18 protein-coding genes are annotated in these 20037 nt (G+C 68.3%); 14 read left to right on the plus strand and 4 right to left on the minus strand.

Annotated features, from left to right (window positions below; genetic code table 11):
• Window positions 1-37 precede the first annotated feature (37 nt).
• Window positions 38-925 (minus strand): LysR family transcriptional regulator, encoded by an 888-nt coding sequence (locus VMT65_RS30420; protein WP_326311952.1) that lies wholly within the window; start codon window positions 923-925, stop codon window positions 38-40.
• Between the two features lie 114 nt (window positions 926-1039).
• On the opposite strand from VMT65_RS30420, the gene VMT65_RS30425 reads away from it, so the two are divergent.
• Window positions 1040-2281, plus strand: coding sequence for an MFS transporter (locus tag VMT65_RS30425; protein WP_326311953.1), 1242 nt, complete (start codon window positions 1040-1042; stop codon window positions 2279-2281).
• A gap of 305 nt (window positions 2282-2586) precedes the next feature.
• On the opposite strand, the gene VMT65_RS30430 is transcribed toward VMT65_RS30425, so the two are convergent.
• Window positions 2587-3318 (minus strand): TetR/AcrR family transcriptional regulator, encoded by a 732-nt coding sequence (locus VMT65_RS30430; protein WP_326311954.1) that lies wholly within the window; start codon window positions 3316-3318, stop codon window positions 2587-2589.
• Between the two features lie 104 nt (window positions 3319-3422).
• On the opposite strand from VMT65_RS30430, the gene VMT65_RS30435 reads away from it, so the two are divergent.
• Entirely contained in the window at window positions 3423-4373 is a 951-nt protein-coding gene (locus VMT65_RS30435) for an ATP-binding cassette domain-containing protein (protein ID WP_326311955.1), read from the plus strand.
• Window positions 4373-5140, plus strand: a complete 768-nt coding sequence (locus VMT65_RS30440) for an ABC transporter permease (protein WP_326311956.1) — start codon at window positions 4373-4375, stop codon at window positions 5138-5140. The genes VMT65_RS30435 and VMT65_RS30440 overlap by 1 nt, the downstream gene beginning before the upstream one ends.
• Before the next feature lie 111 nt (window positions 5141-5251).
• Here VMT65_RS30440 and VMT65_RS30445 read toward each other — a convergent pair whose 3' ends face one another.
• Window positions 5252-6676, minus strand: coding sequence for a DUF1254 domain-containing protein (locus VMT65_RS30445; RefSeq protein WP_326311957.1), 1425 nt, complete (start codon window positions 6674-6676; stop codon window positions 5252-5254).
• Window positions 6677-7286: 610 nt separating this feature from the next.
• On the opposite strand from VMT65_RS30445, the gene VMT65_RS30450 reads away from it, so the two are divergent.
• From VMT65_RS30450 to VMT65_RS30480, 7 genes are all read left to right on the plus strand, one after another.
• Window positions 7287-8141, plus strand: a complete 855-nt coding sequence (locus tag VMT65_RS30450; RefSeq protein ID WP_326311958.1) for a lysophospholipid acyltransferase family protein — start codon at window positions 7287-7289, stop codon at window positions 8139-8141.
• A 378-nt stretch (window positions 8142-8519) separates the two neighbouring features.
• Entirely contained in the window at window positions 8520-9602 is a 1083-nt protein-coding gene (locus VMT65_RS30455) for a polyprenyl synthetase family protein (RefSeq protein WP_326311959.1), read from the plus strand.
• Between the two features lie 213 nt (window positions 9603-9815).
• The gene (gene ispG, locus VMT65_RS30460; protein ID WP_326311960.1) at window positions 9816-10952 is read left to right on the plus strand and encodes a flavodoxin-dependent (E)-4-hydroxy-3-methylbut-2-enyl-diphosphate synthase; all 1137 of its coding nucleotides are present in this window, start codon (window positions 9816-9818) and stop codon (window positions 10950-10952) included.
• A complete protein-coding gene (locus VMT65_RS30465) occupies window positions 10949-12031 on the plus strand; it encodes a polyprenyl synthetase family protein (protein WP_326311961.1) in 1083 nt (360 codons plus the stop codon). The genes ispG and VMT65_RS30465 overlap by 4 nt, the downstream gene beginning before the upstream one ends.
• A 367-nt stretch (window positions 12032-12398) precedes the next feature.
• Window positions 12399-12968, plus strand: coding sequence for a hypothetical protein (locus VMT65_RS30470; protein ID WP_326311962.1), 570 nt, complete (start codon window positions 12399-12401; stop codon window positions 12966-12968).
• The gene (locus tag VMT65_RS30475) at window positions 12965-14074 is read left to right on the plus strand and encodes a PrsW family glutamic-type intramembrane protease (protein ID WP_326311963.1); all 1110 of its coding nucleotides are present in this window, start codon (window positions 12965-12967) and stop codon (window positions 14072-14074) included. The genes VMT65_RS30470 and VMT65_RS30475 overlap by 4 nt, the downstream gene beginning before the upstream one ends.
• 60 nt (window positions 14075-14134) lie before the next feature.
• Window positions 14135-15019: a GNAT family N-acetyltransferase gene (locus VMT65_RS30480; protein ID WP_326311964.1), complete on the plus strand. Its 885-nt coding sequence runs from the start codon at window positions 14135-14137 to the stop codon at window positions 15017-15019.
• 76 nt (window positions 15020-15095) lie between these two features.
• On the opposite strand, the gene VMT65_RS30485 is transcribed toward VMT65_RS30480, so the two are convergent.
• A complete protein-coding gene (locus VMT65_RS30485) occupies window positions 15096-16118 on the minus strand; it encodes an alpha/beta hydrolase (RefSeq protein WP_326311965.1) in 1023 nt (340 codons plus the stop codon).
• Between the two features lie 195 nt (window positions 16119-16313).
• Between VMT65_RS30485 and VMT65_RS30490 the strand changes: the two genes are divergently transcribed.
• The 4 genes from VMT65_RS30490 to VMT65_RS30505 all read left to right on the plus strand — a co-directional run bounded on the left by VMT65_RS30490 (window position 16314) and on the right by VMT65_RS30505 (window position 20021).
• Window positions 16314-16763 carry a helix-turn-helix transcriptional regulator gene (locus VMT65_RS30490; RefSeq protein ID WP_326311966.1) on the plus strand — a complete coding sequence of 150 codons (450 nt, stop codon included), beginning with the start codon at window positions 16314-16316 and terminating at the stop codon, window positions 16761-16763.
• Between the two features lie 5 nt (window positions 16764-16768).
• Window positions 16769-17182: a VOC family protein gene (locus VMT65_RS30495; protein WP_326311967.1), complete on the plus strand. Its 414-nt coding sequence runs from the start codon at window positions 16769-16771 to the stop codon at window positions 17180-17182.
• A gap of 51 nt (window positions 17183-17233) precedes the next feature.
• Entirely contained in the window at window positions 17234-19618 is a 2385-nt protein-coding gene (locus VMT65_RS30500; RefSeq protein WP_326311968.1) for an excinuclease ABC subunit UvrA, read from the plus strand.
• 130 nt (window positions 19619-19748) lie between these two features.
• Window positions 19749-20021: a hypothetical protein gene (locus tag VMT65_RS30505; RefSeq protein WP_326311969.1), complete on the plus strand. Its 273-nt coding sequence runs from the start codon at window positions 19749-19751 to the stop codon at window positions 20019-20021.
• The last annotated feature ends 16 nt before the right edge of the window (window positions 20022-20037 follow it).

Consider the following 20037-nt stretch of genomic DNA (forward strand, 5'->3'; position numbering starts at 1 on the left):
GATCTTCCGCCACCGTAACAGCGTGTCGGATACCCCCTCACCAGGCAGGACGGCGGGCCGCCCATTCGATCGCGAAATCCCGGAAACGCCGCACGGCTTCGGGCGGCGTGGCCGCGGCCGACCAGACCAGACCCACATCGCGCGAGGCCTCCGCGTCCGAGAGCGGCACGACGGCGACACCCGGCGGCATGGATTCCTCCAGCGGCACCACCCCGACCCCGAGCCCGGCCGCCACCAGCCCGCAAACCGTCACCAGATCGCTGGTCTCGAACGCGATCCGCGGCTGGATCCCGGCGGCCGCGCACAGCTCGTCGAAGATCCGGCGCATGCCGAAACCCGAGTGCATGGTTATGAATTCGGCGTCGGCGAGCTCGGCCAGCCGAATCTGCCGCTGCCCCGCCAGCCGGTGATCGGCCGGAACCGCCAGCACCACAGGCTGATTCAACAGCGTGCGCCACCCGACGCCCGGCGCACCGGGACGCGGTGAGACCAACGCCAGATCGGCCGCACCGTCGAGCACCTGCCGGGTGATGACCTCGGCCGCGCCCTGAAACAGCGTGAAGTCGATGCGACCCGAACCCCTGCGGAACTCGCCGATCAACTGCGGCACCAGCCCGCCCCCGAAGGAATGCAGGAACGACAGCCGCACCACGCCCTTGGCCGGATTGACCCGGTCGGCGACCGCCTGCTCACCCGCGCGCAGTTCGGCCCGCGCGCGGCGGGCGTGCTCGTAGTAGAGGCGTCCATAGTCGTTGAGCCGGATGCGCTTGCCGTGCCGGTCGAACAGCGCCACCCCGAGTCGATGCTCCAACCGGGCGAGCATGCGCGAGAGGGTCGGCTGGGCCAGATGCAGCCGCGCGGCGGCGACGCTGACATTCTCCGTTTCCGCGAGTGTCGTGAACCACTCCAGATCCGCACCGAGCACCCCGCCTCCTGTCTTTATGTGACTGACGCATGAGCAGGTCGATCATCATGCATTTCCGTTCTAAAAGCCAGCGTCGCACCCTGGAATCGCATCCGCCGTTCGAGAGAGGAACCGATGACCAGCGTTGCGGCCCGCACCACCCTCGACCGGCGCCCGGACACCCACGAAAAGCGCGTCACCCTCGCGCTTTTCGCGGCCGGACTCACCACCTTCGCGGCCATGTACAGCACCCAGTCGCTGCTGCCGAGCCTGTCGGCCGCCTTCGACGTCCCGCCCGCGCACGCCGCCCTGGCCGTCTCGCTGACCACGGGTTTCCTCGCGCTGGCCATCATTCCGGCCGGTGTGCTCTCGGCCCGGATCGGCCGGACCAGGGTGATGATCGGCTCGGCCGTGCTGGCCTCGGTACTGGGACTGCTGCTACCCCTGGCCTCGACCCTGAACATCCTGCTTACGTTGCGCGCCGTGCAGGGCATCGCGTTGGCCGGTGTCCCGGCGGTGGCCATGGCGTATCTGGCCGAGGAGATCGGGGCGGGCGGGCTGGGTGCGGCCATGGGCGTCTATATCGCCGGAACCACCATCGGCGGACTGGCGGGTCGGTTGATCCCCGCCCTCGCCCTGGGCGTGACCTCTTGGCGCTGGGCCGAATTGGCGGTGTCGGTGGCGACCACGCTGTGCACGGTGTGGTTCGCGCGGGCGCTGCCGCCCTCGCGCGGATTCACCGCCCGCCCGGCCGGATTCGGCGCCCTCCTCGGCGACCTCGGTCGCCAGCTGCGCCATCGCGGACTGCTTTCGCTGTTCGGCCTGGCGTTCCTGCTGATGGGCAGCTTCGTCTCGCTCTACAACTACCTCGGCTACCGACTCACCCACCGCCCCTTCGACCTGCCCGCCGCCGTGGCCGGATCGGTGTTCGTGCTCTATCTCGCGGGCACGGTGGCCTCCGCCTACGCGGGCCGCCTGGCCGACCGCCGGGGCCACCCCCGCATCCTGATCGCCGCGCTCGCGCTCATGGCCCTCGGCGTGCTCGTCACCATCCCGGACCACCTGGGCACGGTGCTGCTCGGTGTTCTGCTGTTCACCACCGGGTTCTTCGGCGCGCACACCGTGGCCAGCGCCTGGGTCGGCACACTGGCCGAAAACCGCGGCGCGGCATCGTCGCTCTACATGTTCGCGTACTACCTGGGCAGCGCGGTCATCGGCAGCGGCGCGGGGATCGCGTACGCGGCGGGCGGCTGGAGCGGGTTGGTGGCCTGCGTATCACTGCTCTTCGGGCTGGCCGCGATACTGGTGGGCGCCTTGACATTCGCCGGCGCGAACTCGGGTCCGGCGGTGCCGACGCCGACCGGCACGGCCCCGTAGACGAACGCCACCGTCACACAGCCGAGCATCAGAACCATGGCCCCGGCCGCGAGGGCGGAGCGAAAAACGACGGCCATGGCCACTCCTAGACGAAAAACCGGCCACCGCACGAGCTTTCGTACGCCGTGGAGTTGCGGGAAGGGTCTCCCGAACCGCCTCGGCGTCCGATCGGGTGGCTGTGAGCCCATGGTGGCTTGCATCGACGCAGCAGGTCAAGGCGAACGGCGCGGCGTTTCACAGTGTTTACGAAGGTTTGACACCCGGGCCTATTCCGTTACCGGCCAGCACATTTGCCGAGATGCCGCTCAGTCGCCGCGCTGGGCGTCGATGAAGACTTGATAACCGTCCAGTAGCCGTGCCAGGGCGAAGGTGAAATCGGCTTCCTCCCAATGCATGTCGTCATCGTCGAAGGCGCGATTGGTCAGGGCGCGGGTGACCGCCGGGAAGCGCTCGGGGTCCAGCACCGCGGTGAGGATGCCGGTGTAGTCCGCGTCCTGCTTCGCCTGCTGGATGGAGTCCCGCAGGAAGCGGGTGCGGCCGATCACGTAGACCGAAAGATTCACCAGCAGTTGGAGTTTGAGTGATTCCGGGATCGGGACCGTGGACAGCGCGGCCATGCCCGCCTCGAGCCACATCATGTTCTTGGGACCCAGCGGCGGTCCGGTCATGGGAATGTCCAGCCACCAGTCGTGGGTGCGGATGGCGTGGAATTCGGCCCAGGCCCAGGCCTCCAGCGCGGCCCGCCAGTCGTGCGTGGGCAGTTCCGGCGGTGCGTCGAAGATGCTGTCGTGCAGCAGTTCCACCAGGGTGTCCTTGCTGTCGACGTACCGGTACAGCGACATGGTGGTGAAGCCGAGTTCCTTGGCCACCCGGGCCATGGACAGGGCGGCATAGCCCTCGGCGTCGGCGATGGCCGTGGCGGTGGTCAGGATCTGCTCGAGGCTCAGCCCGCGTTTGGGTCCGCGACTGCCCGCGCTGTCCAGATCCCACAGCAGCTTCACCGACTTCGGCAGGACTGGCTCGTCCTCCGGCTTCATCTGACCTCCCGTCGTGGTTTCGGTTCCTATCTTGCGCCATCCCGGAAACTGTGTAGCCTATAAACAGAGTGTATGGCATACACAGTTTCTGAATCGGGGTTCCCATGACCACATCCGGACCCGGCCTCGCCATCGAGGTCACCGGGCTCACCAAATCCTTCGGCGACCAGCCCGTGCTGCGCGGCATCGACGCCGCCGTGCCCGCGGGCACGGTCTTCTCCCTGCTCGGGCCGAACGGCGCGGGCAAGACCACCATGGTCCGCATCCTCACCACCCTGAATCGGCCCGATGGGGGAGCGGTGCGGGTCGGCGGACACGATCCGGTGCGCGAGGCGGACGCGGTGCGGGCGCTCATCGGCGTGACCGGGCAGTTCGCCGCGGTCGACGAAATCCTCACCGGCGCGGAGAATCTGCGGCTCATGGGTCGCCTGCTGCACCTGCGCTCGAGTGAAATCGGCACGCGCACCGCACGATTGCTGGAGCAGTTCGAACTCACCGATGCCGCGGACAAGCGGGCGGGTGCCTACTCCGGCGGCATGCGCCGTCGCCTGGACATCGCCATGAGCCTGATGGGACAGCCCCGCATCGTCTTCCTCGACGAACCCACCACCGGCCTGGATCCGCGCAGCCGCCGCGAGCTCTGGCGGGTCATCCGAGGGCTGGTCGCCGACGGCGTGACCATCTTCCTCACCACCCAGTACCTGGAGGAGGCCGACCAATTGGCCGACCGCATAGCGGTTCTCGACGGCGGCCGGATCGTCGCCGAGGGCAGCGCCGACGAACTCAAACGGCTGGTGCCGGGCGGCCACATTCGCATCGGCTTCGCCGACGAGGACGCGCTGGCGGCCGCCGCGCTGGCGGTGCCGGCGGCCGAGGTGGACACCGAGCAGCTGGCGTTGCGGGTGCCCTCGGACGGCAGCGCCGGCGACATCCGCAAGCTGCTCGACCATTTCGACGACCACGCCGTCACGATCGACCAATTGTCCATCCACACACCGGATCTCGACGATGTCTTCTTCGCCCTGACCGGCGCTACCGCGAAAGAGGCCGCGTGATGAGCACTCTCACCCATGCCGCGCAGGATTCGATGTCCATGGTCGGCCGGAATCTGCGCCACACCCTGCGCAGCCCGGACACCATGATCATGACCTTCGTCATCCCGGTGTCCATCCTGCTCATGTTCGTCTACGTCTTCGGCGGTGCGATGAACGTGGGCGGGTCCTACATCGACTACGTGGTGCCCGGAATCCTGTTGCTGTGCGCGGGTTTCGGCTCGGGCGGCACCGCGGTGACGGTGGCCACCGATATGCACACCGGCATTGTCGACCGGTTCCGGGCGATGGCGGTCTCGCGGACCTCGGTGCTCACCGGGCATGTGATCGAGAGCGTGCTGCGCAATCTGATCACCACCGGTCTGGTGATCGCGGTCGCGGTGGCCATCGGGTTCCGCCCGACCACCGATCCGCTGCGCTGGCTCGCGGTGGCGGGTGTGATCGCGCTGTTCGTCCTCGCGCTGTCGTGGCTGGCCGCGGCGGCGGGCGCGCTGGTCGCGAATCCCGAAGCGGCCAACGGGTTCATGTTCTTCTTCATGTTCCTGCCCTACGTCAGCAGCGCCTTCGTCCCCGTGCATACGCTGCCCAGCTGGCTGCGTGGTTTCGCCGAGCATCAGCCGGTCACCTCGATCGCCGAGACCGTTCGCGGGCTGCTCATGGACACTCCGGTGGGGGACTCCGCGCCGACCGCGCTGGCCTGGTGTGTCGGCATTGCCGTGGCGGGATACCTGGCGGCGGGCTTGCTGTTCGGTCGACGGTCTAATGCCTGACATATCTCTACGCCGATATGCGCATTAAGGCATGAAAGTTCCGTATGTCGGAATCGCGGACAACGCTGGCCCCGAGCAGCCCAGGCTCTCGGGGCCATCGAGCATTTCCGATCAGCTCGCCGGGACCGTGGTCAGCCCCGGCGGTCGCCACGTGCCGTCGAGGGCCTCCTGGGTCGGGGCGTAGAGCCGCAGGGTGAGCGAGAATCGCCCGGCATCCGGGATCGGCAGCCAATTGCCCTTGGGCACAGCCGGTCCCGGGTCATCGTGTTGAATGGCGAGCTCGACCGACCCGTCGGGCCCGGGCACCGCCGGCACCGCGTGACCGACGGAGTAGATGTCGGCGTCGTTCTCGACCAGATAGCTGTCGGCGGTGTAGGCGGTCAGCGACCAGAACGCGGCGGCGGGCGGCAGCTGCCCGGCCGGGAACTTCAAGCGGAACCGGCGCGGACTCCCGTTCTCGGCCGCGTCCTCGGCGATGGTGGGGTACAACGCGTCCCGGGCCAGCGTCGCGCCCAGCGCGGTGAACGCCACATTGGCCCGCAGCAGATAGTCGATCCCGTAGCTGCCCAGATTGGTGGCGTACTTCCAGCCGTTGACGTCCTTGGCCTCGGGGTCCTTGTAGGTGACGATCCGGTGCTGGGCGTCCTTGACCGCCGCGGCCAGCAGGTCGTCGGGCTGGGCGTCGGCGTTTCCGCCCGGGGTGATGCCGAGCGCGGCGATGCGGGTCAGCATCGGATTGTCCGCGGGCGCGGCCGGATTCGCGGCCAGCACCGCGCACATCCGTTTGAAGAAGGTCTTGGCGTCCATGGCGGCCACCTGCTCGGGCGGCGGATCGCCCTGCGGCCGGGGCAGGCTGTCCTGGGTGACGGGTGTGCCAGCGGTCCAGGTGCTCAACGGCATCAGCTTCAGTTGCCGCTGCAGTAGGTGCACCGCGGGCAGGTCGTCCTCGCCATTGACCTGGATGCGTCCGATGAGCCAGGCGGTCGGGGTCGGCACGGGTAGGTGGGTGAGGCCGTCGGGCAGCGTTCCGGTCCAGCCGGGTCCGGTGAGGACGTAGGTGAACGGCGGTCCCGACCGCTGGTCGGCCAGTTGGGGATTGGTGCTGCCGGGGTCGTGCGCGGTATTCGACCAGGCGTCCATGATCTGCATGAGCCAGTACCGACCGCCCGGCATGGCTGGCACCTGCAACACCATCGGCTCGGGTCCGAGGTCGAGCCAGGCGCTGGAGTAGAGCGTGTCCAGATTCATTCGCACCACGGACCGGTCGCCGCTGGTGGGCAGGTTCTGGGCGTGCATGAAGCGATTGGATCCGCCCGCGGCGACCCGGGTGACGTCCATCAGGACCAGCGGGTAGCCGAAGACGTAGGCGTCGGCGGCAATGGCCTTGGGGTCGTCGGGGTTTGCCGTCGTCGTCGAGTTGCCGTCGGCGGACGAGGATTTCGAGCAACCCGGCACGGCGGCGGCCGCGAGGGCCGCCAGGCCCAGTCCGAGCACGGTCCTGCGATTGAAGATGTCGTCGAACCCGTTGTCGCGCACACGCATTCCCTTCGCCACTGTGACCATGGAGGAGCGGGAGGATCGTGATGCAAACACGCCGAGACAGCGCTGGCTGATTACGGGCAACAATTATGCCGCACGGTATGTCTCGGGACCGGGATTGCGCGGCGCCCGTCGCCGCGACGTCTAGCGCCGCCGCAGCATGTACACCAGCAGGGCCGCCAGACCGATCAGCAGGATGGCCGTGCCCACCCAGATCGAGGTATGGCTGTAGTCCGGAACCGGATCGGCCAGCAGTATCGGCATCCCGCCATGGTCGATCCGATCTCGCCCGGGGGCAAGGGAATCGGCCATCCTAAGGCGCTGCTCGCGCGTCGCACCCGAGTAGTGGGACGAATGTTGGATTCCGCACACTTCCTACCAAGCAAGCGCTTGGGGTTGGTACCGTCGAAAGTGCAGGAGGACGGTGACGGGCATCTGTCGCAACGCAGCGACGTCCGTACGCTGAACCGGACCGCGCATGCGCGGCCGTCGGAGCTATCAATGGGGATGTGACCCGGGGGCAATTCAATTCGGCCCGACGTTGATTCGTCGTGAGGTGTCGTTGCGTGCCGCCCGTCCCCGGCAAAGCAATCGACAGGAATGGCTCATGACCGATACCGAGAAGACGGCAATGCCCGACCCGAACCACCCGCTGCTGCCGCTGGCGCGCGCCTACACCGATTACTTCACCCCGACCGTGACCGGCGTGGAGAATCTGCCCGCGTCCGGCCCGGCCCTGGTGATCGGCAATCACTCGTCCATCTACTGGGCTCCCGAGGTGTGGATCACCTTCATGGCCATGATGGACCGCCGCCCCGGCGAGCCGAGCTACGGCGTCGCGCACGACATCCTTTTGCGCGCACCGATTCTCGGCGAGAGCCTGCGCAAGTTCGGCGTGATTCCGGCCTCGCGCGAGGCCGCGGCCAAGGGGCTCAAGGATGGCGGCGCGGTGATGGTCTACCCCGGCGGCGACTGGGAGGCGTGCCGCCCGTGGACCGATCGCGGCAAGATCGACTTCGCCGACCGCAAGGGCTTCATCCGCCTGGCGCTGGAACTGGGGGTTCCGGTGATTCCGGCGGTCGCCAACGGCGGGCACGACTCGATTTTCGTGCTCAGCCGCGGTGAACGCACCGCGCGACTGCTGCAGCTGGACAAGCTGGTGCGCGCCAAGGTGTTTCCGTACACGCTGGGTCTGCCCTTCGGCGTCGCGCCGATCCTGCCGCAGATCCCGCTGCCCGCCTCGGTGACCGTCAGCTTCCTTCCGGCCCTGGACTGGTCGACCCAGCCGGGTGATCCGGAGGACGCCGATCTGGTGGACGGCTACTACACCAGCACGGTCGAGACCATGCAGACCGAGCTGGACCGGCTGCGCGCCGAGACGCCGCATCCGGTCGCGGCGGGCATCAAGAAGCATGTGGCCGGGCTGCCCGGACCGCTGAAGGGCTTGGCCGAGCTGCTGTAAGGGGATGCCGAATAGCTGTTGGGGGACAGCGGATTTCGGCATTCGAGCCACCGAGGCCGTCGGGTGCGAGGATCATGTCCCGCGCGCGGCGGCCTCGGCCCCGTCTTCGGCCTCGGCCCGCAGAGATGCTGAGAGGTAACGCTTTACCGTCGGCGATCATCCGTATTACACTTTTCTCGGTTCAGGTTGCTTTTTACTCATTGGCTGAGGGCTAACGGGATCCACTGCGCACCCGGGGATCTACGGTGCGCGCTGTCGCGCCGTACCGAAACGCTATGGCGTACAACAGTAGTGGCGTGTCGCATTTGATCGTCGAGATCTGTTGCGGCGAAAGACCTTCGATGCTTTCCGTTCCGCACCGAGAAGGGGCGAAAAGACATGGCCGAGATCGCGTGTGCGGAATGGACCGTCCCCGGGGAGATGGCGGGGGTGCGGGAGCGGGTGGACGCCGTGCTCGAGGGGTTCCTGGCCGACAAGGCGCGCCGCGGCGATCGGGAACGATTACCGGCCGACCTGGTCGACGCCCTGCACTCGTTCGTCTTCGGCGGCGGCAAACGCATCCGGCCCCTGCTGTGCGTGCTGGGCTGGTTCGCCGCGGGCGGCAGCGAACGGCTGCCGCTGGCCGTGATCCGGGTGGCCGCGGCCCTGGAACTGCAGCACGCCGCGGTGCTCATTCACCGCGATGTCATCGAACGTCGGCTCACCCGACGCGGATTCCCGACCACGGCGTGCGCCATGGCGGCGCGCTTCGCGCACCAGCCCGACCGGGATCGCCGCGGGCGACACGCCGCGGTACTCGTCGGTGATCTGGCCCTGGTCTGGTCGGACGAGCTGCTGTTCTCCGCGCATCTGAGCGCTCGCCAGCGCGCGGCGGCGTGCGCGGACATGTCGGCCATGCGCGGGGAGGTCGTCTACGGCCAATACCTGGACCTGCGTGCCGCCGGTGAACCGGTCGCCGACCTCGAGCGCGCGCTCGAGATCATCCGCTACAAGACCGTCGGCTACACCTGCGAACGGCCGCTGCGACTGGGCGCGCGGCTGGCCGGGACCGACGAGAACACCCTTGCCGCACTGTCGGTTTACGCCCGCGCCCTGGGCGAGGCCGTGCATCTGGCCGAGGATCTGCATCGGGTCTACGGCGAGCGCGCCGGGGTCGGCACCCGGCTCGAGGATCTGCGCGCCGGTAGACACACCGCCCTGGTGGCCTCCGCCCTCGACCGCGCGGTCGGTGCGACCGCGGTCGAATTGCGTGCGCTGCTGGGCAATCCGGGCCTGGACCTGAGCGGTGCGACCCTGTGCCGCGACATCATGACCGAAGTCGGTGCGCGCGCGGAGATCGAGGGCATGATCACCGAGCGCCGCGAGCACGCGCTGCGGGCCGTGGACGATATGCACGTGGCCGCACCGGCGCGCGCGGTGCTGCGCGAGCTCGCCGAACAGCTCACGAACTCCGACGGCTGAACGGTACAATTCGACTACATCAGCGCACGCGCAGTGCTCGGTATCGCCCGAGCCCGATCCGTGCCGCATAGAGTTGCCGCCCGTATTCACCTGTCGTGCAAGAACTCTCGACTCGCCTGCGATCGGTCGTTCGATCGGCGGGCGGCGTGGATCTTTTCGCCCTTTTCGGCGTAGTCGAAAATAATTCTCTGTCAAAGCTTTTGGGGTTCACTCATGACCACCACGCGGCTCGAACTCGAGCCACCGTCGCGAATTCGCCACCGCAGCCGCCGCATTCGGATCGGCCGGGTACCCGTCGGGGGCGGCGCGCCGATTTCCGTGCAGACCATGACCACCACACCCACCCGCGATATCGACGCCACCCTGCGCCAGATCGCCGAAGTCACCGCGGCCGGATGCGATATCGTGCGCGTCGCGGTGCCCACACCCGAGGACGCGGCCGCCCTGCCCGTGCTGGTGCGCCGATCGCCGCTGCCCCTCATCGCCGACATCCACTTCCAACCCCGCTACGTCTTCGCGGCCATCGACGCCGGATGCGCGGCCGTGCGCGTGAACCCCGGCAATATCAAACGATTCGACGACCGGGTCGGCGAGATCGCCAAGGCTGCGGCGGCGGCGCGTATTCCGATCCGGGTCGGGGTCAACGCGGGCTCGCTGGATCCGCGCATGCTCAGCAAACACGGGGCCGCCACCGCCGCGGCGCTGGTCGACTCGGCGCTGCACGAGGCCGCGCTGTTCGAGGAACACGGTTTCCGCGACCTGAAAATCGCGGTGAAACACCATGATCCGCGCACCATGATCGCCGCCAACCGACTGCTGGCCCGACGCTGCGACTATCCGATCCACCTCGGCGTCACCGAGGCCGGGCCGCTGGTGCAGGGCACCATCAAATCCGCGGTCGCCTTCGGCATCCTGCTGGCCGAGGGCATCGGCGACACCATCCGCGTCTCCATCTCCGCGCCGCCGGTGGAACAGGTCAAGGCGGCCAACCACATTCTGCAATCGCTGGGCCTGCGGCCCCGCCAGCTCGAGATCGTCTCCTGCCCGGGCTGCGGGCGGGTGCAGGTCGACATCCACCGGCTGGCCCAGCGGGTCGAGGCCGCCTTCGAGGGCTTCCCGCACCCGCTGCGGGTCGCCGTCATGGGTTGCGTGGTGAACGGGCCCGGCGAGGCCCGCGAGGCCGATCTCGGCGTCTCCTCCGGAAAGGGCAAGGGGCAGATCTTCGTTCGCGGTCGGGTGGTGCGCACCGTCGCCGAACACCAGATCGTGGAGGCGCTGCTGGAGGAGGCCGCCGAACTGGCGCGGGCGCGGACCACCGCAGAGAACACCGGATCGGAGGACACCCCATGAGTACCCCCACGATCGACGTGACGCCGATGGACCGCACCGCCATACGGGTGCGGGTGGAAGCCGCCCTGTACGAATTCCTCGGCCGCAAGGCCGAATCCGCCGCCGCGGCCGGACTGCCCGCCGACGTGGTCGACGCCGTGCGCTCGTTCCTGTTCGCGGGCGGCAAACGCATCCGCCCGCTGTTCTGCGTGCTCGGCTGGTACGCCGGCGGCGGGGCGGAACTCCCCGATTCCGTGGTGCGGGTGGCCGCCGCGGTGGAGCTGTTCCACGCCGCGGTGCTCATCCACGACGACATCATCGACGACAGCGACACCCGCCGCGACCAACCGACCGTGCACCGCGCCGTCGCCGACCGCAAACGCACCGTCCACGACCGGTCGGCCGCCGCCCGCTTCGGCACCCACGCGGCCCTGCTGATCGGCGACTTCGGCCTGGTCTGGTCCCAGGAACTGCTGCACACCGCGGGCCTGACCGCGGCCCAGAACGCCGCCGCCACACCGATTCTCGACGCCATGCGCACCGAGGTGAACTACGGGCAGTACCTGGACCTGCTCACCACCGGACGCCCCACCCGCGACCTCGACCAGGCCCTCGAGATCATCCGCTACAAGACCGCCGCCTACACCGTGCAGCGCCCACTACAGCTCGGCGCGGCCCTGGCGGGCGCGAGCCCCGAGGTCCTCGCGGCCCTGTCCGGCTACGGCGTGCCGCTCGGCGAGGCCTTCCAACTCCAGGACGACCTGCTCGGCGTGTTCGGCGACCCCACCCGCACCGGCAAATCCACCCTCGACGACCTGCGCGAGGGCAAACACACCGTCCTGCTCGCCCTGGCCCTCCGCGACGCCACCCCCGAACACCGCGCCCAACTCGACGCCCTCATCGGCAACCCCCGCCTCGACGCCCGCGGCGCGGCCCGCTGCCGCGAAATCCTCACCGCCACCGCCCGCCCCGAGGTCGAACGGATGATCCGCGACCGCTGGCTCCAGGTCCAACGCACCCTCGCCCGCGCTCCCTTCCCACCCGATGCCGTCGCGGGGCTACGCAGCATCGCCGACGCCGTCATCGCCCGAACCTCGTAACCACCGCCCATGTCCTCGGAAACCGCGATACCCCGCGCGCCCGGATTCGCTCGGGCGCACCGATTTTCGCCCGGTACGAGTCCGGGTCCGCCTCGCATCGGGGAGGGATCCACCCGTTCGGAGTAGCTGTCACCCATCCGCTCCCGCGTGACGTCGGCGGACCGGCGCGTCGTGTGGTCATCCACGAAACCGAGCGGTCGCCGGTCACACCCCGGCGCTAGCACGGCGCTTCGGACTGCCTCGGCCGTGCCGGTGTGGTTAACTCGCGGCAAGCGTCAGGCGGGCGGGGCTCGGGGCTCTGATTCGGGCGTCCGGAACGCCGCCGCGTCCCCGGACGTTGCGTCAGGGAGCCGAGAGGTGGAAACGCATGGTGCGCCTTGGGTATTCGGTAGGGCCCGCGATCGCGGCGGTGGGCGCGCTGAGCGTCGCCCTGATCGTGCCGCCGCTGCTGTCGGCGGCGGTGCCGACCAGGGAGACCGAGGTGGCGGCGGGTACCAGCATCACGCTGACCGCCACCGGGATCGGGGCCGTGCACGGCGGGCCGGACCCGGCCAATGCCGTGACCTTCCAGGCGCCCGAGCGGATGCGGCAGCTCGCCACCGGCGACGAATCCATCGCGGTATTGAAATCCGAGAACGGCGAGCAGCGGCTGTCGGTGTCGGTGGTGGACGGCATCACCGATTTCGCCACGGCCGCACCGCGCATGCTGCTCCCGCTGCAGGCCGCCGGCGTCACCGTGCGATTCGACGGGCAAGAGGTGTACGCGGGGGACTGGCACGGCCTCACCTGCGTGCTGCCCGACACCGTGGGCGGGGTCTGCGCGGTGGCCAACAGCGGCGACGTGGCCGTGACCATCACGGTCACCGGACCCACCCGCGAGGCCGGGCTCCGCATGATCGCGGATGTGCTGAACTCGAGCAAGGCGGTGCAAGCATGAGCTGGTTTCAGCCGCGGTCGCTGCTGTTCTGGGTCTACTGCCTGGCCGTCATGATCGGGCCCCTGCTGTTCCTGTTGCAGGCCGCGGGGCAGGTGTGGTTCGCGGGCGTGCCCGCCCTGGCCGCCCTGCCCATCACCGCGCTGACCCTGCTGATCATCGGTCGAATCCTGTTCGCGCTGGACCCCTTCCGGGCCCGCCGTCACCTGGTCGCGCCGATGATGATGGGCGCGATCTGGGGTGCCACGGTGTGGACCGGCCTGGCCATGTGGGCCAACGACCACCTCAGTCGCGCGATCACCAATGCCTTCGGCGACCGGTTCGCCATCAGCTGGAGCGCGGCCATCACCGCGCCCATCGACGAGGAGTACATCAAGGCCATCGGTATCGCGGTGGTGGCGCTGCTGTTCCGGTCCCGGCTCACCCGGCCCATGCACGGCCTGCTGCTCGGCGCGTCGGTCGGGTTGGGCGCGCAGATCGCCGAGGACTGCCTCTACAGCACCCAGACCGCGCTGTCCTCCCCGCAGGATCCGGTGGTCGACGTGCTGCTGGTGGCGGTGCTGCGCCTGATCACCGCGCTCACCTCGCACTGGGCCATGTCGGCGCTCGCCGGTGTCGGCATCGTCGTGCTCTTGATCCGGACCGACCGGTCGTGGGGTTGGCGGCTCGGCGTTTTCGCGCTCTTCTACGCCCTCGCCTTCACCATGCACTTCCTCTTCGACGCCCCGCGGCCACCCGGCCCGGCCCTGCTCTCGACCTACCTGCCGATCCTCATCGACCTGCTCATTTTCGTCATCGCCTACGCCTGGGTACTGAAGACCGAGCGGCACTGGTTCCGCGACCTCATCGCGCGCCCGCAGGCCCGCGCCATCGGCACCGAGGCCGGACTGGCCCCGCTGCTCACCTATCACCGCCGCCGCAAAGCCCGTGCCGCGCTGCGCCATTCGACCGGATGGACGCGCAAACAGGCCGCCCGCTATGAACTCGGGCTGCTGGACCGAGTGGTCGATCTGGATCTGGCTGCGCCTCAGCAAACCTTCTTTCCGCAGAGTTTCGGTCCCGGATCAGGTGGTGTTCCCGACGGTGCCGGTGCCCGTTTCCACTGGTAGCGCGAATTTCTGCGCGCCGATGATCAGCACGGAGTTAACTGGACGCTAGCCTAGGTCGCTATGAGCGAGGATCAGACGCCACCGGACCAGCCGGTGCCCGATCGCGCCGGTGAGTTGCTGCAGCGCCGACAGCAAGCGCTGTGCAACTATCTCGACGCGAGCGCCGACATCGCCACCACGCGTATCCGCGCCAATCTGACCGGCTGGCAACGCTGGAGCTGGATCCAACGCCTGCCCCGCTCGCCGGTCACCCGCGCCACCGCCCGCCGCGACGCCCTGGTGCGCGATCTGGCCGTGCACGGCGTCGGGGCCGACGACCACCGCTGGGGTGTGCTCTCCGGGGCGTACCTGCGCAGCCTCGGCACCGCCCTGTGCCTGGAAGACACCCTCGCCGAGCTCATTCCGCGCTACGCGGGCACCGACCCGTCCTGGACCCGCCGCCTGCACGCCCTCGCCCGAGCCGCCGAACAGGCCCGCCCACTGGCCGCCGTGGGCGATCGCAGCGTGGTCGCCGACCTCACCGAGGACCTCCTCGACATCACCCGCACCGCCCCCGACGAGGCCGCGCGCCAACGGCTTTCGGAACACCTGCCCGGCGTGCTGCGACCGGTCCCGTTCGACATCGAGGCCCTGCGCCGATCCGACCCGCTGGTCGAGGTGGTCTTCGAGATCTACGCCGACACCGTCAAACTCGACAACATCACCGTGCACCCGGAACTGCGCGGCACCGGCCTGGGCACGGCCGTGCTGCAACACCTCTGCCGCGCCGCCGACGCCCACCACCTCTACATCGTCGGCCAGCTCGTCCCGACCTTCCGCGACGACGCCTCCGCGGTCCCGATCCTGGCCCAGTGGTGTCGCCGCCACGGCTTCGCGGTGAACGAACGCCTCGGCGGCCGCATCGCCCGCAGCCCGTTCAGCATTCCGGACCGCGCCACCCGCTGAAAACGACAGCGCCGCAGTAAAGCAACAGCGCCGCAACGCCCGAAGGCGATGCGGCGCTGTCGTATGTCGGGAGCCGTCAGGCGGAGATCCCCATGCCCGAGGCCAGCATCGGCCACGAGTTGTGCAGGGCGGTCTCCCAGTACGGCCAGTAGTGGGTGCCGACCGGATCGAACTGGTAGGTCGCCGGGATGTCGATCGAGTCCAGCTTGGCCTTGAGGTTGTGGGTGCACGAGTCCACGCCACCCTCGATGATCATGCCCAGCGCCAGGTTGATGTCACCCTGCGGGCCGGGGGCGGACTTGGTGTAGTACTCCACGTCCTTCATCACCGGAATGCCGCTGCCGCTGGAGATGTAGAGCTGGGTGCCGCGCAGCTTCTCGGCATTGATGACCGGGTCGTTGGCGGCCCACAGCGGGCTGTCGTCCGGGCCGTACATGTTCTGGGTGTTGCCGCCCGCCCAGGTCTCCACGGCGAACTTGAGGAACTGCTTGCCCATCGGGTCGGCGATCTGCGCGCAGCCGGAGTAGGCGGCCACCGACTTCCACAGGCCCGGCTTGGCCTCGGCCAGCTGCAGCACCGAGGTGCCCGAGGTGGACAGGCCCGCCAGCGAGTTCAGACCGGTCGAGCCCAGCGCGGCGTCGAGCAGCGGCGGCAGTTCCTCGGTGAAGAACGTCGTCCACTTGTTGCGCCCGAGCTGCGGGTCGTCCTTGATCCAGTCGGTGTAGTAGGAGCCGCGGCCGCCGATCGGCTGGATCACATTGACCTGCTTGTCGGCCAGGAAGCCGAGGGCATTGGTCTGGGCGTTCCAGCTGGCCGTGCCCTCGCCGCCGTCGAGGCCGTTGAGCATCCACAGGTTCGGCGCGGGCTGGGATTCGTCGACCGGACGCTGGACGTCGACCGGGATGTCCTTGCCCATGGCCGCGGAGTAGACCTTCAGATGCCAGGTGCGCCCGTCCTTCTGGATCGAGCTGATGGCCGAGGGCTTGTCCGCCGGGTCCGCCGAGCCGGAGCCCGCGGCCAGTGCCACGGACAGCGCGGCGGTGAGGGCGACGGCGGCGGTCCGCAGGGCGGTCCTGTTACGTAGTGCAGAGAGCTTCATCGATCAGTTGATTCCAGTCCTCGGGCCACGCTCGGCCACATCATCAGGTGTGTCTGTCGGTCTTCCGGACGAACCGGTCCCCCGTATGTCTTGTGTCAAGGCAAAACTGTTACCTGACAAAACGTTTGCAGGGTAGCCCGAAAACACCGGGCACGCCGTCACCGGGGTGTCGGTCGGGCGTGCGACCATGCTCGGGTGAGCAGCAAACCCGCCGAGGAGCAGCGCCTCAGTGATCTGAAGCGGCTGCGGCGCGTGCGCGATCGCATCGATCGGGAGTACGCGCAGCCGCTGGACGTGGAGGCGCTCGCGCGGGACGCGCACCTGTCGGCGGGGCATTTGAGCAGGCAGTTCAAGGCCGCGTACGGGGAATCGGTGTACGCGTATCTGATGACGCGGCGTATCGAGCGGGCCATGGCGCTGCTGCGGATCGGGGAGCTGAGCGTCACCGAGGTGTGTTTCGCGGTCGGCTGTTCCTCGCTGGGCACCTTCAGCACCCGATTCACCGAACTGGTCGGGATGCCGCCGAGCGTCTACAAGCAGGAGATGGCCGACGCGCCCGAGGGCATGCCGTCGTGCGTGGAGAAACAGGTGACCAGACCGATCAGGAATCGAGAAGCCCGGGCAAGCTCCGCGCAACTAGCCTGATCAGCATGGATATCACCATCAACGCGAGTTTCCTCCCGCACAACGACGCCGAGGCCGCCCTGGCCTTCTACCGCGACGCGCTCGGCTTCGAACTTCGCAAGGATGTCGGCTACAACGGGCTGCGCTGGCTGACCGTCGGCCCGGCCGATCAGCCCGGGACCTCCATCGTGCTGACCCCGCCCGCCGTGGATCCCGGCATCACCGAGGACGAGCGCAAGCTCATTGTCGAAATGATGGCCAAGGGCACCTACGGCGCGATCCTGCTCGCCACCAAGGACGTCGACGCCGCCTTCGAGAAGTTGCAGGGCAATGACATCGTCGAGGTCGTGCAGGAGCCCACCGACCAGCCCTACGGCGTGCGCGACTTCGCGCTGCGCGACCCCGCGGGCAATCTCGTCCGCATCCAGCAGATCGCCTGACCCGGCCTCGAGCCGCCCCGACCGGACCGCCCAGTACAGATGGAGACCCGCATGGCCAAGCCGAAGTCCACGCCGACCGCCCTGCCCGCCGCCGACAGCCACGATCTGATTCGCGTGGTCGGGGCGCGGGTCAACAACCTCAAGGACGTCTCGGTCGAGTTGCCCAAGCGGCGGCTCACGGTCTTCACGGGCGTGTCCGGGTCGGGCAAGAGCTCGCTGGTGTTCGACACCATCGCCGCGGAATCCCAGCGGCTGATCAACGAGACCTACAGCGCGTTCGTACAGGGCTTCATGCCGAATCTGGCGCGGCCCGAGGTAGATGTGCTCGAGGGTCTGACCACCGCGATCAGCGTGGATCAGCAGCGCATGGGCGGTGATCCGCGCTCCACGGTCGGCACCGCCACCGACGCCAATGCCATGCTGCGGATTCTGTTCAGCCGCCTGGGCACACCGCATATCGGCTCGCCGCAGGCGTTCTCGTTCAATGTCGCCTCGATCAGCGGTGCGGGCGCGGTGACCGTGGAGAAGGGCGGCAAGCAGGTCAAGGAGCGGCGCAGCTTCAGCATTACCGGCGGCATGTGCGCGCGGTGCGAGGGGCGCGGCGCGGTCAACGACATCGATCTGGCCCAGCTCTACGACGACAGCAAATCGCTCAACGAGGGCCCGTTCACGATTCCCGGCTACAGCATGGACGGCTGGTTCGGGCGGATCTTCATCGGCAGCGGCTTCTTCGACCCGGACAAGCCGATCAAGAAATACAACAAGCGCGAGCTCAACGACCTGCTCTACAAGGAGCCCACCAAGATCAAGGTCGAGGGCATCAACCTGACCTACGAGGGGCTCATCCCCAAGATCCGCAAATCCATGCTTTCCAAGGACATCGACTCGATGCAGCCGCATGTGCGGGCCTTCGTCGAACGCGCGGTGACCTTCCAGGTCTGCCCCGAATGCGGCGGCACGCGGCTCAGCGAGCTGGCGCGGTCGTCGAAGATCAAGAAGCTCAGCATCGCCGACGTGTGCGCCATGCAGATCAGCGATCTGGCCGAGTGGGTGCGCGGGCTGCAGGAGCCGTCGGTCGCGCCGCTGCTGGAATCGCTGCAGGGCGTGCTGGATTCGTTCGTGGAGATCGGGCTGGGGTACCTGAGCCTGGATCGGGCGTCGAGCACGCTGTCGGGTGGAGAGGCCCAGCGCGTCAAGATGATTCGGCATCTCGGGTCGGCGCTCACCGATGTGACCTACGTGTTCGACGAGCCGACCGTGGGGCTGCACCCGCACGATATCGCGCGCATGAACGATCTGCTGCTGCGGTTGCGGGACAAGGGCAATACGGTGCTGGTGGTCGAACACAAGCCCGAGACCATCGCCATCGCCGACCACATCGTGGACATCGGGCCGGGCGCCGGATCCGGCGGCGGCACGGTGTGTTTCGAGGGCAGCGTCGAGGGGCTGCGCAAGAGCGGCACCATTACCGGACGGCACTTCGACGATCGGGCGGCGCTGAAAACCTCGGTGCGAAAGTCCAATGGCGCATTGCAGATTCGCGGCGCGTCGGCCAACAACTTGCAGAAGGTCGATGTCGATATCCCGCTCGGGGTACTGACCGTCATCACCGGTGTCGCCGGATCGGGCAAGAGTTCGCTCGTGCACGGCTCGATTCCGGCGGGGGAGGGCGTGATCTCCATCGACCAGGGCGCGATTCGCGGTTCGCGGCGCAGCAATCCGGCCACTTACACCGGTCTGCTCGAGCCCGTGCGCAAGGCCTTCGCCAAGGCCAACGGCGTGAAACCCGCACTGTTCAGCGCGAATTCGGAGGGCGCGTGCCCGACCTGCAATGGCGCTGGCGTGATCTACACCGATCTGGCCATGATGGCCGGGGTCGCCACCGTCTGTGAAGAGTGCGAGGGCAAGCGCTTTCAGGCCGCCGTGCTCGAATACAAGCTGGGCGGACGCGATATCAGCGAGGTGCTGGCCATGCCGGTCAGCGAGGCCCTGGGGTATTTCGACACCGGAGAGTCGAGAATCCCTGCCGCGCACAAGATCGTGCAGCATCTCTCGGAGGTGGGGCTGGGCTATCTGAGCCTCGGGCAGCCGTTGACCACCTTGTCCGGCGGTGAGCGGCAGCGGCTGAAGCTGGCCACCCACATGGGGGAGAAGGGCGGGGTCTACGTCCTCGACGAACCCACCACCGGTCTGCACCTGGCCGATGTGGAGAATCTGCTGGGATTGCTGGACCGCCTGGTGGATTCCGGCAAATCGGTCATTGTCATCGAGCATCACCAGGCCGTCATGGCGCACGCGGACTGGATCATCGACCTCGGCCCCGGTGCTGGTCACGATGGCGGCCGCATCGTCTTCGAGGGCACTCCCGCCGATCTGGTCGCGGCCCGCTCGACCCTCACCGGTGAGCACCTGGCCTCGTATGTCGGTGCCCGGTAACGGAATAGAACGGACATACCGGGAGAAACGCTCGATAATCTGCCCGAATAGCCTATAGCTATAAGTTTGCCCGAGGCGTACTCTGAGCCGCTGAGTGTCCTGACCGGTGCGGCTCAGAGAGGGGTTGTCGATGCCTCCCATCCTCAAATTCGACTGGAACAGTTCATTTTTCGGCCCGCTGTCCGGCCCGCCGCTGGGCACCGTGCTGGTCGGCGACGACGGCACCATCCTGGTCACCGTGCGCCGCCAGAACTGGGCCGTGGCCTGGCTCGCCGCCGCCTTCGTCCTCATGCTCGCGGTGAGCCTCGCCCTGCTGGTCGTGCACGCGAAGTTCCACGAGCCCGCCCAAACCGCCCCCGCCCCACCCGCCACCTGCCAACCCTTCTGCTCCGCCGCGCCCTAGCGCTGGCGGACATGGC

It is taken from the genome of Nocardia sp. CDC153 (assembly GCF_035818515.1).
Lineage (GTDB): Bacteria > Actinomycetota > Actinomycetes > Mycobacteriales > Mycobacteriaceae > Nocardia.

Bases quoted from the DNA above. Each gene is read 5' to 3' on its own strand.
- VMT65_RS30440 (WP_326311956.1), top strand. From the start codon at position 4,373: ATGAGCACTCTCACCCATGCCGCGCAGGATTCGATGTCCATGGTCGGC.
- VMT65_RS30430 (WP_326311954.1), bottom strand. From the start codon at position 3,318: ATGAAGCCGGAGGACGAGCCAGTCCTGCCGAAGTCGGTGAAGCTGCTG.
- VMT65_RS30505 (WP_326311969.1), top strand. From the start codon at position 19,749: ATGCCTCCCATCCTCAAATTCGACTGGAACAGTTCATTTTTCGGCCCG.
- VMT65_RS30425 (WP_326311953.1), top strand. From the start codon at position 1,040: ATGACCAGCGTTGCGGCCCGCACCACCCTCGACCGGCGCCCGGACACC.
- VMT65_RS30500 (WP_326311968.1), top strand. From the start codon at position 17,234: ATGGCCAAGCCGAAGTCCACGCCGACCGCCCTGCCCGCCGCCGACAGC.
- VMT65_RS30435 (WP_326311955.1), top strand. From the start codon at position 3,423: ATGACCACATCCGGACCCGGCCTCGCCATCGAGGTCACCGGGCTCACC.
- VMT65_RS30450 (WP_326311958.1), top strand. From the start codon at position 7,287: ATGACCGATACCGAGAAGACGGCAATGCCCGACCCGAACCACCCGCTG.
- ispG (WP_326311960.1), top strand. From the start codon at position 9,816: ATGACCACCACGCGGCTCGAACTCGAGCCACCGTCGCGAATTCGCCAC.
- VMT65_RS30475 (WP_326311963.1), top strand. From the start codon at position 12,965: ATGAGCTGGTTTCAGCCGCGGTCGCTGCTGTTCTGGGTCTACTGCCTG.
- VMT65_RS30465 (WP_326311961.1), top strand. From the start codon at position 10,949: ATGAGTACCCCCACGATCGACGTGACGCCGATGGACCGCACCGCCATA.
- VMT65_RS30495 (WP_326311967.1), top strand. From the start codon at position 16,769: ATGGATATCACCATCAACGCGAGTTTCCTCCCGCACAACGACGCCGAG.
- VMT65_RS30470 (WP_326311962.1), top strand. From the start codon at position 12,399: ATGGTGCGCCTTGGGTATTCGGTAGGGCCCGCGATCGCGGCGGTGGGC.
- VMT65_RS30455 (WP_326311959.1), top strand. From the start codon at position 8,520: ATGGCCGAGATCGCGTGTGCGGAATGGACCGTCCCCGGGGAGATGGCG.
- VMT65_RS30485 (WP_326311965.1), bottom strand. From the start codon at position 16,118: ATGAAGCTCTCTGCACTACGTAACAGGACCGCCCTGCGGACCGCCGCC.
- VMT65_RS30480 (WP_326311964.1), top strand. From the start codon at position 14,135: ATGAGCGAGGATCAGACGCCACCGGACCAGCCGGTGCCCGATCGCGCC.